The organism is Frondihabitans sp. OV104 (genome assembly GCF_057787745.1).
In genome coordinates this window covers 2,374,190-2,388,471 of record NZ_CM173541.1, presented here as the reverse complement: position 1 = coordinate 2,388,471, position 14,282 = coordinate 2,374,190, and the positions used below count along the sequence as shown (strand labels likewise).

Here is a 14,282-nt window from a genome sequence, read left to right as displayed (position 1 = left end):
TGGAGCCCGACTCAGGCAGAGACGCGCCGGAGAGCCTTCACCGCGACGTCGAGCACCGGTTGAGCGACGAACGAGCCGCCGTCGGCTGCGTCGACCAGGAGTCGCGCCCGATCCGGGCTCAGGCCCGCGAAGCACTCGGCGATGGTGATGCCGTGCGACGGCCGGTCGGTGACGATCACGGGGTCGCCTGCGGACACCGAACCTGAGGAGACGACGCGGAGGTACGCGCCCGTCCTGTTCTCGGCGGTGAATCGCTTCACCCAGCGCGGCTCCTTCATGCGGCGGGCAAAGGTGGCGCAGGGCGTTCGGGGCATCGTCACCTCGAGCACGAGCGCGTCGCCGATCCGCCAGCGCTCGCCGATGACGGCCCCGCCCACGTCGACCCCGGTGGTCCTGAGGTTCTCGCCGAACAGGCCGGGGGCGATCTCGCGCCCGAGCAATCCTGCAAAGTGGGCGGCATCCTCGTCCGAGAAGGCATAGACCGCCTTGTCGGCCCCGCCATGGTGCGTGCGATCGGCCTGGACGTCGCCGTAGACGCCGAGCTTCCTCACGGCGACGGGCTCGTCGAGGGGAGTCTTGTCGATGGCGGTGACGCCGACGTTCCCCGAGTCAGGACGCAGGCGGGCGACACGGCAGACGGCGGTGATGGCGGGCATGCCTCCATGGTGCCATCCGGTCGACGAGACGACCAGGGGCGCAGGAACTGCGGAACCGCCGCCGAGCCGCACCGCAGCCGCGCCCGGCGTCCGTCTCCGCACCCGCCACCGCCGCTCCGGCTCGCCCCTTCCGGGCTAGAGCTCGACGACCTCGAACTCGAGGAGGTCGGCGCCCGTGGCGACAGGCGTGGGCGCGGTGGCTCCGTCGGCCGCCGCAGCCTGGGCGCCGTGTCCGGCGCTGTCGGCGTGTCCGGCGCCGTGTCCGTCGCCGTGCGGGGCCGGGCCGCCGTGGCCGTGGGCCGCCTTGGCGCCGTTCTCGGCCCAGTCCTGGAAGCTGGCCTCGTCGGCCCACGTCGTCACCACGAAGTAGCGGTCGTCGCCCTTGATCGGGCGGAGCAGCTGGAAGCCCTCGAAGCCGGCGGCGCCGTCGACCGAGTGCTTGCGAGCGGCGAAGCGCTTCTCGAGCTCGGCTCCGTGGCCCTCGGGAACATGGATGGCGTTGATCTTGACGACTGACATGGGCTCTCTTCGGCTCGATTTCGGGAGGACGGCGTCAGCCTAGCGAGCACGTCTTGGTGCGCGCTTCAGGCCATGGACCCTGGGATCCGGTCGCGGTCGTAGGTGATGTCGGTGTAGCCGTGGGGCAGGGGCAGGCCCTCGGGTCCGAGGTTCACGAAGACGATCTTGTCGATCGTCAGGATGCTCTGGCGCGTGACCATGTTCCTCACCTCCGCGCGCATGGTGAGCGACGTCCGGCCGAAATGCGTCGCGCGCAGGCCCATCTCGATCAGGTCGCCCTGGACTGCGCTCGACACGAAGTTGATCTCGGAGATGTACTTCGTGACGACGAAGCCGTTGCCGAGCTGGAGGATGGCGTAGATCGCGGCCTCCTCGTCGATCCAGCGGAGCAGGGACCCGCCGAACAGCGACCCGTTGGCATTCAGGTCTTCAGGACGGACCCACTTGCGCGTGCGGAAGTTGATGGAGTCGGGATCGGACGCGGGAACCCGAGTTCCTGCGGGGTCGCCCTCATGTACTGACATGCGTCGATCGTAGCGAATCAGGAGGGCAGGACTCGTTGGGGGCCCGCTCCGTCGCCCGCGAGCTCGTCCTCAGGATTCAGGAGGGAGCAGGTTCCGAGCGACAGGCAACCGCAGCCGATGCAGTCCGTGAGCTGGTCGCGCATCCGGGTGAGCGTGGCGAGGCGCTCCTCGACATGGGTGTTCCAGGCGTTCGAGATGCGCTGCCAGTCGGCGCGGGATGGCGCGCGATCAACCGGGAGCGAGTCGAACATCGCCGCGATGTCGGCGAGCGGGATGCCGAACCGGACTCCGAGCCGCACCATCGAGACGCGTCGCAGGGCGTGGCGCGGGAACATGCGCGTTCCGCCGACCGTGCGAGTTGACTGGACCAGGCCCTTCGACTCGTAGAAGCGGATCGTCGCCAGAGTGGCGCCGGAGCGCTTTGCGAGCTCCCCGATGGAGAGGGCGTCTCCTGCGGTCTTCGTCATGTGTCGTCCAAACCGAGTTCTCACCTGAGTGGGAGCTTGACCTCAAGTGCACTTGAGATCCTAGGCTGGAAACGACTCCGAATCACCGCGGAATGCACCGCCCAATCCGGCGGCACACCCAAGAGAAAGCGACAACAGTGGCTGAATACACTCTTCCCGACCTTGCGTACGACTACTCGGCCCTCGCGCCGAGCATCTCGGGCCAGATCATGGAGCTGCACCACTCCAAGCACCACGCGACCTACGTCACCGGCGCAAACACCGCCAACGCGGCGCTCGCCGAAGCCCGCGAGAGCGGCAACCTCGCGAACGTCAACAAGCTCGAGAAAGACCTGGCGTTCAACCTCGGCGGCCACGTCAACCACTCCATCTTCTGGACCAACATGTCCCCGGACGGCGGCGACAAGCCCACCGGCGACCTCGCGTCCGTCATCGACGACCAGTTCGGCTCGTTCGACCAGTTCGTCGCGCACTTCACCGCGGTCGGCCTCGGCGTCCAGGGCTCCGGCTGGGCCGTCCTCGCCTACGACATCGTCGGCCAGAAGCTCAGCATCTTCCAGCTCTTCGACCAGCAGGGCAACGTGCCCTTCGGCCTCGTGCCCCTGCTGATGCTCGACGTCTGGGAGCACGCCTACTACCTCGACTACAAGAACGTCCGCGCCGACTACATCAAGGCGTTCTGGAACATCGTCTCCTGGCAGAACGTCCAGGACCGCTACACAGCCGCCACGACCAAGACCGACGGCCTCATCGTCCTCTAGTCGTTCGTGCCTCAGCGCCCGTCACCTCACGGTGGCGGGCGCTTGTGCGTGGCGCCTCGACGGCCTCGGCCTCGACGGCCTCTCTCCCGTCCGACTTCTGGCGTAGCGAGCCGGACTTTTGATTGACAGTCGGCAGAAGTCTCGGTTAGATCAGAGCAGACCGTCTCCGAATCTCGAAGGATCACTCATGGTTCCCACACCGCTGCGTGTCGCCATCATCGGTACCGGTATGATCGGCGCAGTCCACCGGCGAGCCGCCCGAGACGCGGGTGCCGAGGTCATCGGAGTCCTCGGCTCGTCGCCGTCCCGCTCCACCGAGTTCGCATCGCAGTGGGGCGTTCCCAGGGCATACGCGGCCTTCGACGACCTCTTGGTCGACTCGCCCGACGTGATTCAGATCTGCACCCCGAATGGCACCCACTTCGACTACGCCATGCAGGCCATCCGCGCCGGTGTCGCCGTCGTGTGCGAGAAGCCGCTCGCGATGACGGCCGATCAGGCGCAGGAACTCGAGGCTGCCGCACTCGCATCCGGGGTCGTCGCCACCGTTCCCTTCGCGTACCGCTACCACCCCCTCGTCCGCGAGCTCCGCTCTCGGCGCATCGCCGGAGAGTTCGGCGACGTCCTCCTCGTCCATGGCTCGTACCTGCAGGACTGGCTGCTCGATCCGCAGTCGTCCTCGTGGCGGGTCGACGCGGGGGCCGGCGGTCGGTCCCGCGCCTTCGCCGACATCGGCTCGCACTGGTGCGACCTGGCCGAGTTCATCTCGGGTGAGCGCTTCACCGAGGTATCGGCGACGACGTCGATCGTGTACCCGATGCGTCCTGAACCTTCTGGGCTGTCTTTCGGGGGCGCGTCGGACGGCTCTGCGCCGATCCGGGAGGTCACGACAGAGGACACCGCCATCGCCACCTTCCGCACAGCGTCGGGCCGCACCGCCAACACCGTGATCTCGCAGGTCAGCGCCGGCCGCAAGAACCGCCTCTGGGTCGAGGTCGACGGATCGGCCGGCTCTGCGGTCTTCGACCAGGAGAACCCCGACAGCGTCTGGATCGGCGGGGAGGCGTCGTCGACGATCCTGCACAGGGCCTCGGGTGACGTCTCCGCCGATCAGGCGCGGCTCAACCTCGTGCCTTCGGGCCACCCGCAGGGATATCCTGACGCCTTCGCGGCCTTCCTCGCCGACACCTACACGGCTGTGCGGGGCGGGGCCCCTGAGGGGCTCCCGACTTTCGCCGATGGCGCTCGCGCCGCCCGCATCATCGATGCGGTGCTCGAGAGCGCGTCGTCGTCGTCCTGGATCCCGATTCCCGATGGTGTCTCCGTGTTCGCCGGAAGTCGGGCCTCGTGAGCTGTCGTCTGGCGTGAGCTCGTTCTGGTCGCGGAGCAGGTGGTCTACGTCGCAAGCCGGAGATTTCATCAGTTCCAGGCTCACGAACAAGCCCGGCCGGCCCGCGCGAGGGAGCTCATGGCGTCGGCATCCCGCTGGGCTCGGACCTCGGACGAGGTGAGCCTCCCCCGGGGCGCCGCGAGGTGAGCCTCATCGATCGCCGCGGGGCTGATGCGGCACCGCCAGGGCCGCCGACCGCGAGGCCGGACCCGTCGGAGCGGTCGCACGCCGATGGCTGCCGTGGAGTCGCCGAGGTGCCGCTGGACGGCTCGCGTCGTCGCCAGCCGGATCTGGTCCCATGCGTGGCGAACCATCGTCGAGCTCATGCGCAGCGGCATCTTGCCGTCGATGGCGATCGCGAGGTCCTTCGTCCGGTCGGCTTCGAACGTCGACTGGTGGAACTCGCGGCCGTCCAGCTCGACAGCGACGACGCCGTCCACCACCAGATCGATCGACTGACCCGTGCTCACCGCCACCTGCGCCTCGACGTGGTGGCCATCGGCGATGTACCGGACCCTCGCGACGGACTCCAGGACGCTCTGCGACTCGGCGTCCGACCAGGTGGCCACCCCGCGGGCGTCGGCGGGAAGGCTGTCGAGCACCTCCCGCAGATCGTCGACGCTGTAGAGCGATGAGCGCCGGGCCCAGTCCCACAGGGCGACGGCGGCCTCGAACGACGAGTCGAGGAGGGCCCGCCGAAGGGCGTCCCTCGCATCGACGACCGTGTGGTCGCCCCGGTCGACGACGTGCTGACGGTCGTGGACGACGCGGACGCCCGGCACCCGTCGGAGTCGCGCGGCGTTGCGCGGGACGGACACCGCCAACGGGATGTCGGTCTGCCAGGTCCAGGCGCCGAGCAGGACGAGAGCAGCGATGCCGGTCAGACGACCGCCGACTCGCAGAGCGACGAATCTCGGATCGGCCTCGGTGAAGGTCGTGTACCAGCCTCGCCGGGCCCGCCGGACGGCGCCGCTGCGGACGGCCCGGGTCAATGTGCGACTGCTGAACGGGAGGTCGCGCCGAGGGAGGGCGCCGCCGTTGTCGAGGACGTACTGGTGGACGGACTGGAGTGTGCTCTGGTTCATGCCGACAAGGTTCGCGACCGTGACGGCGCCGTGGAGCATCGTCGGCGGATCTGTGGATAACTTCTCCGGGCGGCGAAGGTGGGGATAACCCCGGCGGTCCGGGGCCTGCTCAGGAGGGTTGTCGCCGGCGGGGCGCGGGACCCGAGTTCCTGCGCCCTGGCTTGCTCAGATCGCCTGAGTACGCGCCGCCGGCCTAGGCGTGGTCGACGTGCTCGTGCGCCTGGTGCGCGACCGGCTCGAGCTGGAAGGTGGAGTGCTCGATCTGGACGCTGAAGTGCTCCAGCACGCACGACTGGAGGTCGTCGAGGATCCGGGGCGCGTGCCCGTCTTCGAAGCAGCCCTGCTCGACGACGACGTGCGCGCTCAGGATGGGCAGGCCCGTCGCGATCTGCGACGCGTGGAGGTCGTGGACGCCGCGGACATGCGGCAGCTCGAGCATGTGCGTGCGGACGGCTTCGAGGTCGAGACCACGGGGTGTCGACTCGAGCAGGACGCCCGTGGTCTCGCGGAGGAGACCGACCGTGCGGGGGATGATCAGGACGGCGATGAGCATGCCGGCGATCACGTCGGCGCGGGTCCAGCCGGTCAGCGAGATCAGGATGGCAGCGGCGATGACGGCGACCGAGCCGAGGGCGTCGTTCAGGACCTCGAGGAAGGCCGCGCGCAGATTCAGGTTCTCGCCACGGGACGACGACAGGACGGCGAGAGAGGCGACGTTGCCGACGAGGCCGATGATCCCGAAGATCAGAAGCGACGACGACGGCACCTCGGGCGGGGCGAGCAGTCGCTGCACGCCCTCGACCAGCGCGTAGATGCCGACGGCCAGCAGCACGGCGGCCTGGCCCAGCGCGGCGAGTACCTCGGCGCGGCGATAGCCCCAGGTGCGGGCCGATGTCGCCGGACGGGACATGAGCCCCGCGGCGACGAGCGCCGCGGTGAGCCCCGCGACGTCGGTCAGCATGTGGCCGGCGTCGACGAGCAGCGCGAGGCTGTCGGTGGTGACGGCTCCGACGACCTCGGCGATCAGGATGACCGACGTGATCGCCAGGGCGATCGACAAGCGGGTGCGGGACGACGTCGCCGCCCCGTGGTCGTGTGACATCAGCCCTCCCCGTGGTGGTGCCGGATCGGGGCGCCCACCGTGTGCTCGGCCTGATGGATGGCGTCCTGGACCAGCTTCGAGACGTGCGTGTCGACGAGCCGGTAGAACACGCGGTTGCCGTTCTGACGGGTCGAGACCATGCGCGCCATCCTGAGTTTCGCGAGGTGCTGCGAGACGGCGGTGGGCGACTTGCCCACCCGCTCGGCGAGGGCGTTGACCGACAGCTCTCCTGAGTCGAGCGCGAGGACGAGCCGCACCCGTGTCGCATCGGCGAGCATCGCGAACACCTCGACCGCGACCTCCACGAAGGTGTCGTCCGTGATGTCGTCGTCGAGTGCGGCCGCATCGTCGGCGATCACCTGCGAATCTTCGAGCATGCGTAGATAGTTGCACGGTGATCGCCTGCGGGCAATGGAATTGCGCCTTTATTCAGGAAAACGGGCGCGTTGGGGTCGGCAGCGCGCGGATCAACGCGGTTGCGGGAGCGGATCGCCTGAGTTGCGCGCACCGCCGCCGCAGCGAGGCCGCACCGCACCGCAAGCGCACCGCACCTCCGCGCGAGCGCGGCCGCAGGTCAGCCCTGCGCCGCGTGGACCAGCTGCAGCACGGCGCGCATCTCATGCGCGTCGACCTGGCCGGGCGCGCTCGCAGTGCCGGCGGATCCGAACGTCGCGCACGATCCGAAGGTCTCGCCGGCGAGGCGGCTGACGACACCGAGCGGCCCCATCGACATGGTGATCGCTGGGCGCACGGCTCTGGTCGAGGTGAACTCCGCGGTCGCCTGCAGCAGGGTCAGGACGTCGCCAGGAGTATTGGGCATGACGGCGATCTTGACCACGTCCGCTCCGAGATCCTGCTGGAGGGTCAGCCGCGCGACGATCTGCGCGACCGGCGGCGTGCGCTCGAAGTCGTGCGACGACATGATCACGGCGACTCCGGCCTCGTGGGCGCCGTTGACCAGGCGCTCGAGCGATCCGAGCTCGGTGAACATCTCGACGTCGACCGCGTCGACGAGTCCGGAGTGGATCGCGAGACGGAGGAGCGACTCGTAGTCGCGGGGATCGATGTCGCGTGCCCCGCCCTCCGGCTTCGAGCGGAACGTGAACAGCACCGGGACGTCGTCAGGCAGCTCTTCGCGCACCGTCTCGAGGAGCTCGAGCACCTCCGTGTGGTGCTCGACGTCGTCGAAGTGGTCGACGCGCAGCTCGACGAGGTCGTAGTCGTCGCGGGCGAGCCCGCCCACGGTCGTGCGCACCGCGTCGAGGCTCGCGCCGACGATCGGGACGATGATCTTGGGTGCGCCGGCGCCCAGCATCAAGCCTCGGAGGGACGCGGGGCGGAAGGTCTCGGTCACGAGTCGAGGCTACCGGCGGCCGATGGTGCAAGCCCCACGGACTCCCGCATGGCCTGCCTGATTCCCGTCTCGCCAGCGAGGGGTTCGTCCTGAGCCCGTCCCGTGAAGAGACGGATCTGCCCGATCGCCTGCTCCACGAGCATGTCGAGCCCGCTGACGGCGGTGGCGCCCGAGGCCCGCCAGGCCGAGGCGAGGGGGCTCGGCCAGGGGTCGTAGGCGACGTCGAGCAGGACGGCATCGGGCGACGACGGCGTCATCTCCGGAAGCGGAACCCCGCCGGGGAGAGTGCTGATGACGAAATCGTGGGGTCCGCTCGCGGGGGCGCTCGACAGCGAGTCGACGGCGAACGCGATGTCGAGGGCCGAGGCGACCGCCTCGAGTTCCTGCGCCTTGGAGGGATCGCGCAGGAACGCCGACACCGAGCGCGCCCCGAGCTCGTGGGCCGCTGTCAGCGCCGAGACGGCCGTCGCACCTCCGCCGAGGATCGCCACGCGCTCGTGCCGCCCCTCGTGCGCTTCCGAGATCGCGCGCGTGATGCCGTCGACGTCGGTGTTGTGCCCGGCCATCGTGCGGCCCGCCCCCGTGCCTGAGAAGACGACCGTGTTCGCGACACCCAACTGTCGGACCAGCGGCGACGCCGAGTCGAGCATCGCCACGACCTCGCGCTTGAGCGGCATGGTCAGGCTGAGACCCAGCCAGGAGTCGTCGAGCGAGTTCAGGAGGTCAGGGAGCTCGCCCGACGCCACCTCGCGCCGTCCGTACTCGTGGTCGAGCCCGAGGAGGCGGTACGCCGTCGACTGCAGGGTGGGCGAGAGGGAGTGCTCGATGGGGGAGCCGAGGACGGCGAGACGCATGCGACAACCCTACTGAGCGGGTCGCCGAAGTCAGGGGCTCGGGTCACGACCTCAGGACGTCAGCGATCCGATCCAGGGCGAGCCGTGCCTCCGGGAGCCACGGTGCGCCCGGAAAGTCGTGGAAGCCGCCGCGCGTGATTCTCAGCTCGGCCTCGCCACCGGCGTCGCGGATGCCGCGAGTCAGGAGCTCTGCGTCGGCGAGGAACACGTCGCGGTCGCCCTGGTAGGTGTGCACGGGCGGAAGTCCTGAGAGGTCGCCGTAGAGGGGGCTGACGCGCGGGTCGCGCAGGTCGAGGCCCCCGGCCCAGAGTCGGCCGGCCTCCACCAGCCCGGCGGGGGCGAGCATGTGGTCGAGCGGGGCGAGTTCCTGCACCCGGGGATTCGACATGGTCACGTCGACCCAGGGGGAGATCAGGACGACGCCGCGCGCCGGAGGGAGTCCGGCGTCGCGTTGGGCCATGGCCTGGCCGAGCGCCAGGCCGGCCCCCGCGGAGTCGCCGCCGAGGAAGACGCGGTCGCCGTGGTCGTCGCGTGCCCGCTCGGCGACCTCGTTCAGGAACGGATAGGCGTCGACCGCGGTGAACTCCGGCGCGAGCCCGTAGAGGGGGACGCTCACGCTCAGGCCGGTGCGGGCGATGAGCCCGGCCAGGATGCCCCAGTGCGGCCCGACGAGGGGGAAGACGTAGCAGCCGCCGTGCGTGTAGATGAGGTGCGCTCCCGACGGGTTCGACAGGGGAGTGAGCGTGACGAGCCGGTGGCCGGCGACGAGCTCCTCGGTCACGGACGCGACCTTGCGGAGGCCTGCGGGGATCGGGGCGGCGGTGCCGCGGTTGTCGATCGCGCGGCGGAGCGTCCCGGCGTCGGCCGTGCTCCGCCCCCGCAGGACGAGAAGGCGGCGGGTGGCGCTCAGGAGAACCGACATGGGCCCGAGCCTAGCCAGATCGGGAGAAAGTAGTGGGTCGTGGTGACTTTAAGGGTTAGATTCAGGTAGACATTAACTGCGAGGGCCGGCGAGGGGTGACAATGTGAGCGATTCCACGCTGGCGAGCATGTCTCCTGCGCTCGCGGTCTCGACGGTGGTCTTCTCGCTGATGCCGTCCGACTCGACTGGGCGCATGGCTCTGCATATCCCTCTGGTGCGCCGGATCCGGGAGCCCTACCGCGGACGTTGGGCCCTGCCGGGTGGCCCGCTCGCGCCCGACGAGGACCTGGCCGACGCGGCCCGTCGCCACCTCGTGACGACGACGGCGCTGTCGCCGACCTATCTAGAGCAGCTCTACGCGTTCGGCGCGCGAGGCCGGTCTCTGGCCGAGCGCGTGGTGTCGATCGTGTACTGGGCACTCGTGTCGCGGGCCAACGCGGCCGACGATGCGACCACGGCGCTCGTGCAGAGCGACCCGAACGTGTGCTGGTTCGACGCGGACGACCTTCCTGAACTCGCCTTCGACCACCGGACGATCGTCGACTACGCCCTCTGGCGGCTCCGCACGAAGATGGAGTACAGCCGGATCGCCCACGCCTTCATCGGTGACACCTTCACGCTCGCCGGCCTGCGCGAGGTGCACGAGGCGGTGCTCGGACGCGAGCTCGACCCGGCCAACTTCCGCCGCATGGTCGAGTCGAGCGACTCCGTCGTGCCGACGGGGGAGTTCCTGACCGGCACCCCGCACCGGCCCCCGCGCCTCTATCGCTACAACCACGCAGTCGACCTCGTCGACCCCAATCCGCTCGGGCGCACCTGAGACCCGAGCGCCGGACCTCCTTCCTGACGTAGCGCACACCCCAGTCATCCGACGACCGAAGAAAGCCGCACCATGACCTCCGTCGACACCACGATCCGCCGCATCACCAACGGTGAGGCCCCCGGCGCCGTCTGCACCACCGACCTCCGCGAGGCGCCGTGGGCGTTCGACACGGGTGTGCCCTCCTACGGCCCCGGCTCATCGATGTTCGACGCGATCCCGGCGCGCTCGCCGCTCCAGGGCGAGATACCGGCCGAGTACCGCGAGGCGTCGGCCGACGAGCTGCACCGCCGCATCCTCGCGGCGAAGGAGATCCTCGGCAACCGCGTCCTGATGCTCGGCCACTTCTATCAGCGCGACGAGGTCGTGCAGTACGCCGACTACGTGGGCGACTCTTTTCAGCTCGCGGTGAAGGCCAAGGCGTCGCCCAATGCCGAGGCGATCGTCTTCTGCGGCGTGCACTTCATGGCGGAGACCGCCGACCTCCTCTCGACGCCCGAGCAGGCGGTCATCCTGCCGAACCTCGCGGCTGGTTGCTCGATGGCCGACATGGCCGACATCGACAGCGTCGAGGCGGCCTGGGAGCAGCTCGAGGGCATCTACGGCGACATGACGGCCGTCGACGAATCAGGACGAGTTCCGGTCATCCCAGTCACCTACATGAACTCGGCCGCCGACCTCAAGGGCTTCTGCGGCCGTCACGGCGGGATCGTCTGCACCTCGTCGAACGCCGAGACCGTTCTCGAATGGGCTTTCGCCCGGGGCCGCCGCGTGCTGTTCTTCCCCGACCAGCACCTCGGCCGCAACACTGCCAAGGCCATGGGCATCCCGCTCGAGAGCATGCCCCTGTGGAACCCTCGCAAACCGCTCGGCGGGTCGACATCTCAGGAACTCGACGACGCGAAGGTAATCCTCTGGAACGGCTTCTGCTCTGTGCACAAGCGCTTCACCGTCGCCCAGATCGAGCAGGCCCGCGCCGAGCACCCCGACGTGCAGGTCATCGTGCACCCCGAGTGCCCGATGCTCGTCGTCGACGCCGCCGACTCGTACGGTTCGACCGACTTCATCGTGAAGGCCATCGAGGCGGCTCCCGCCGGTTCGACCTTCGCGATCGGCACCGAGATCAATCTGGTCCAGCGTCTGGCACAGCAGTACCCGCAGCACACGATCTTCTGCCTCGACTCGGTCGTCTGCCCGTGCTCGACGATGTACCGAATCCACCCCGGCTACATCGCCTGGGCACTCGAGGCGCTGATCGGCACGGCCGACCGGCCCGCCGAGGTGCTCAACCGAATTCAGGTCTCTGACGACGTCGCCGAGCCCGCCCGCGTCGCGCTGGAGCGGATGCTCGCCGCCAAGCCGAACCACACGGTCTCGGTCTGACATGGCCAAACTCAGGAACATCGTCGTCGTCGGGTCGGGGCTCGGCGGTCTCACGGCGGCACTCCACGCCGACGCACTGGGCCACAGCGTCACGCTCCTGACCAAGGGCGCGCTCGACGAGAGCAACTCCCGCTATGCGCAGGGAGGAATCGCCGCGGCAGTCTTCGATGACGACACCGTCGAGCTGCACGTCGAGGACACCCTGGCCGCCGGTGCCGGACTGTCGGTGCTCGCCGCCGTCGAGGCTCTGTGCGGCGACGGTCCCCTTCGAATCGCCGACCTGGTCCGCTGGGGCGTTCGCTTCGACGGCGACGAATCAGGATTCTCCCGGGGTCTCGAGGCGGCGCACAGCCGCGCGCGCGTCCTCCACGCCGGCGGCGACGCGACCGGCAGGGCGATCGTCCTGGCCCTGATCGCGCGGCTTGCGGCATCGCGGGTAGAGGTCGTCGAGCACGCATTCGTCACGGACCTCCTGATCACCGCCGACGGAGAACCTCGCGTCGCCGGGCTCATGGCTCGTGTCGGCGAGGGCACGGAGCCGCAGGAGATTCGCGCCGACGCGGTCGTGCTCGCCACGGGTGGCGCCGGGCAGCTCTTCGAGTTCACGACGAACCCGGCGGGCGCGACGGCCGACGGCCTGGCAGCCGCCTGGCGTGCCGGTGCGCGCGTCGACGACCTCGAGTTCTACCAGTTCCATCCCACGGCGCTGGCTGTGCCGGGCAGCTTCCTGATCTCGGAAGCCGTCCGAGGCGAGGGCGCCGTGCTCCTCGACGCCGCCGGCCGACGCTTCATGACCGGCGTGGATCGTCGCGCCGAGCTTGCCCCGCGCGACGTCGTGGCGCGCGGCATCGCCCGGCAGATGGCCCTGCAGGCAGGACTCCCCGTCCACCTGGACGCCACCGCTCTCGGCCGCGAGACGCTCGAGAAGCGCTTCCCGACCATCACGCGCGCGACGCGCGACGCCGGACTCGACTGGGCCGCCGAGCCGATCCCGGTCACGCCCGCCGCGCACTACTTCATGGGCGGCATCTCGACCGATCTCGGCGGGCGTACGTCGCTCCCCGGCCTCTACGCGGTCGGCGAGGTGGCCTCGACCGGTATTCACGGGGCCAACCGACTCGCCTCGAACTCGCTGCTCGAGGCCGCGGTCTTCGGCTGGCGCGCGATCGAGGCGATCGCGGCCGACGAGATTCCGACGACGCAGGAACGCGAGGTGGAGGCACCCGGGCCCGCCCCGACCGGTGCGGAAGGCGGGGGTAGGCGCGAGTTCCTGCGCCCGGATCTTCAGCACCTCATGTGGTCGGCTGCCGGCGTCGAGCGGTCAGGAGAGACGATGCTCGCCGCCGCCGCGACCCTCGCGGGTGCCACAGCGCCGACCGATGATCCTGAGACGACGAACCTGCTCGACGTGGCCCGCCTCGTGCTGGCGGGAGCCCTCGCCCGCGAGGAGTCGCGCGGCGCCCACTACCGGGCCGACTTCCCCTTCCCATCCGACGAGTTCACCCACGCCATCACGTGGACACGAGAGGTTCCCCAGCATGCTCACTGACGACGCGATCCTGCAGGTCGTCCGCGCCGCGCTCCGAGAGGACGCCCCCTGGGGCGATGTCACGAGCGAGGCCCTCATTCCTGAGACGGCGACCGCGACGGCGGCCGTGGTGGCTCGCGAGCCCGGCGTCCTGAGCGGGACGCGCGTGCTCGTCGCGACTCTCAGCCAGGTCGACCCGCTCGCCGAGGTCGAGCTCCTGGCCGCCGACGGCGACGCCTTCGTGGCGGGCCAGACGCTCGCCGTGCTTCGCGGCTCGGCCCGCTCTCTGCTCCGGGCCGAGCGAGTCGCTCTCAACCTGACGCAGCGACTCTCCGGCATCGCCACTCTGACGGCCCAGTACGTCGCTCTCACCGAGGGCACCCGGGCCCAGATCGTCGACACCCGCAAGACGACACCGGGGCTCCGCGCCCTCGAGCGCGACGCCGTCGTCGCGGGTGGGGGGCGCAACCACCGCTTCTCGCTGTCGGACGCCGTGCTCGTGAAGGACAACCACCTGGCCGTCCTGATCGCGTCGGGGCTGACCGTCACCGAGGCCCTCCTCGCCATGAAGGGGAAGCTCTCGCACACCACCCACGTCGAGGTCGAGGTCGACCGCATCGACCAGATCGAGGCCGTGCTCGCGGCGGGCGTCGACACGATCATGCTCGACAACTTCTCGTCAGCCGACCTCGTCTCAGGAGTCGAGCTCGTGGCCGGACGAGCCCTCGTGGAGGCGAGCGGCGGGGTCGACCTGACCACCGTCGCCGCCATCGCGGCGTCCGGGGTCGACCTCATCTCGGTCGGCGCGCTCACCCACAGCGTGCGCGCGCTCGACCTCGGGCTCGACATCGACGTCGACGTTCCTGCCGGACGCACGCCCGCCGGGTTCGCCCGCGCTGACGCCTGACGGGACACCC

General features: G+C 69.8%; 16 protein-coding genes. 6 read left to right on the top strand and 10 right to left on the bottom strand.

Annotation, left to right across the window (positions count from 1 at the left end; genetic code table 11):
* Positions 1–11: 11 nt before the first annotated feature.
* From AC3CBB_RS11255 to soxR, 4 genes are all read right to left on the bottom strand, one after another.
* Positions 12–656 (bottom strand): MOSC domain-containing protein, encoded by a 645-nt coding sequence (locus AC3CBB_RS11255; protein ID WP_123505399.1) that lies wholly within the window; start codon positions 654–656, stop codon positions 12–14.
* Between the two features lie 135 nt (positions 657–791).
* Positions 792–1,175, bottom strand: a complete 384-nt coding sequence (locus AC3CBB_RS11250; RefSeq protein WP_488624633.1) for an antibiotic biosynthesis monooxygenase family protein — start codon at positions 1,173–1,175, stop codon at positions 792–794.
* 65 nt (positions 1,176–1,240) lie between these two features.
* Positions 1,241–1,699 (bottom strand): acyl-CoA thioesterase, encoded by a 459-nt coding sequence (locus AC3CBB_RS11245; RefSeq protein ID WP_488624632.1) that lies wholly within the window; start codon positions 1,697–1,699, stop codon positions 1,241–1,243.
* A gap of 17 nt (positions 1,700–1,716) precedes the next feature.
* Positions 1,717–2,166, bottom strand: a complete 450-nt coding sequence (soxR, locus tag AC3CBB_RS11240) for a redox-sensitive transcriptional activator SoxR (protein WP_488624631.1) — start codon at positions 2,164–2,166, stop codon at positions 1,717–1,719.
* Positions 2,167–2,303: 137 nt separating this feature from the next.
* Between soxR and AC3CBB_RS11235 the strand changes: the two genes are divergently transcribed.
* Together AC3CBB_RS11235 and AC3CBB_RS11230 are read left to right on the top strand one after the other, a co-directional pair.
* Positions 2,304–2,927: a superoxide dismutase gene (locus tag AC3CBB_RS11235; protein WP_488624630.1), complete on the top strand. Its 624-nt coding sequence runs from the start codon at positions 2,304–2,306 to the stop codon at positions 2,925–2,927.
* A gap of 187 nt (positions 2,928–3,114) precedes the next feature.
* On the top strand, positions 3,115–4,278 hold the full coding sequence (locus tag AC3CBB_RS11230) for a Gfo/Idh/MocA family protein (RefSeq protein ID WP_488624629.1): 1,164 nt from the start codon (positions 3,115–3,117) through the stop codon (positions 4,276–4,278).
* 80 nt (positions 4,279–4,358) lie between these two features.
* Here the strand turns inward: AC3CBB_RS11230 and AC3CBB_RS11225 are convergent, their stop codons facing one another.
* From AC3CBB_RS11225 to AC3CBB_RS11200, 6 genes are all read right to left on the bottom strand, one after another.
* A complete protein-coding gene (locus tag AC3CBB_RS11225) occupies positions 4,359–5,402 on the bottom strand; it encodes a hypothetical protein (protein WP_488624628.1) in 1,044 nt (347 codons plus the stop codon).
* 193 nt (positions 5,403–5,595) lie between these two features.
* Complete coding sequence (locus AC3CBB_RS11220) at positions 5,596–6,504, bottom strand: cation diffusion facilitator family transporter (RefSeq protein ID WP_123505393.1); 909 nt, start codon at positions 6,502–6,504, stop codon at positions 5,596–5,598.
* Positions 6,504–6,881 (bottom strand): ArsR/SmtB family transcription factor, encoded by a 378-nt coding sequence (locus tag AC3CBB_RS11215; protein ID WP_488624627.1) that lies wholly within the window; start codon positions 6,879–6,881, stop codon positions 6,504–6,506. The genes AC3CBB_RS11220 and AC3CBB_RS11215 overlap by 1 nt, the downstream gene beginning before the upstream one ends.
* A gap of 197 nt (positions 6,882–7,078) precedes the next feature.
* Positions 7,079–7,858: a type I 3-dehydroquinate dehydratase gene (gene aroD / locus AC3CBB_RS11210; protein WP_488624626.1), complete on the bottom strand. Its 780-nt coding sequence runs from the start codon at positions 7,856–7,858 to the stop codon at positions 7,079–7,081.
* Positions 7,855–8,712 (bottom strand): shikimate dehydrogenase family protein, encoded by an 858-nt coding sequence (locus tag AC3CBB_RS11205; protein ID WP_488624625.1) that lies wholly within the window; start codon positions 8,710–8,712, stop codon positions 7,855–7,857. The genes aroD and AC3CBB_RS11205 overlap by 4 nt, the downstream gene beginning before the upstream one ends.
* A gap of 43 nt (positions 8,713–8,755) precedes the next feature.
* Positions 8,756–9,634 carry an alpha/beta hydrolase fold domain-containing protein gene (locus AC3CBB_RS11200; RefSeq protein ID WP_488624624.1) on the bottom strand — a complete coding sequence of 293 codons (879 nt, stop codon included), beginning with the start codon at positions 9,632–9,634 and terminating at the stop codon, positions 8,756–8,758.
* A 127-nt stretch (positions 9,635–9,761) separates the two neighbouring features.
* Here AC3CBB_RS11200 and AC3CBB_RS11195 point away from each other — a divergent pair, with 127 nt between their 5' ends.
* The 4 genes from AC3CBB_RS11195 to nadC all read left to right on the top strand — a co-directional run bounded on the left by AC3CBB_RS11195 (position 9,762) and on the right by nadC (position 14,272).
* The gene (locus AC3CBB_RS11195) at positions 9,762–10,454 is read left to right on the top strand and encodes an NUDIX hydrolase (protein WP_488626741.1); all 693 of its coding nucleotides are present in this window, start codon (positions 9,762–9,764) and stop codon (positions 10,452–10,454) included.
* Positions 10,455–10,526: 72 nt separating this feature from the next.
* Complete coding sequence (gene nadA, locus AC3CBB_RS11190) at positions 10,527–11,837, top strand: quinolinate synthase NadA (protein ID WP_488624623.1); 1,311 nt, start codon at positions 10,527–10,529, stop codon at positions 11,835–11,837.
* A 1-nt stretch (position 11,838) separates the two neighbouring features.
* The gene (nadB, locus tag AC3CBB_RS11185) at positions 11,839–13,386 is read left to right on the top strand and encodes an L-aspartate oxidase (RefSeq protein ID WP_488624622.1); all 1,548 of its coding nucleotides are present in this window, start codon (positions 11,839–11,841) and stop codon (positions 13,384–13,386) included.
* Positions 13,376–14,272, top strand: a complete 897-nt coding sequence (nadC, locus tag AC3CBB_RS11180) for a carboxylating nicotinate-nucleotide diphosphorylase (RefSeq protein ID WP_488624621.1) — start codon at positions 13,376–13,378, stop codon at positions 14,270–14,272. The genes nadB and nadC overlap by 11 nt, the downstream gene beginning before the upstream one ends.
* Positions 14,273–14,282: the final 10 nt, after the last annotated feature.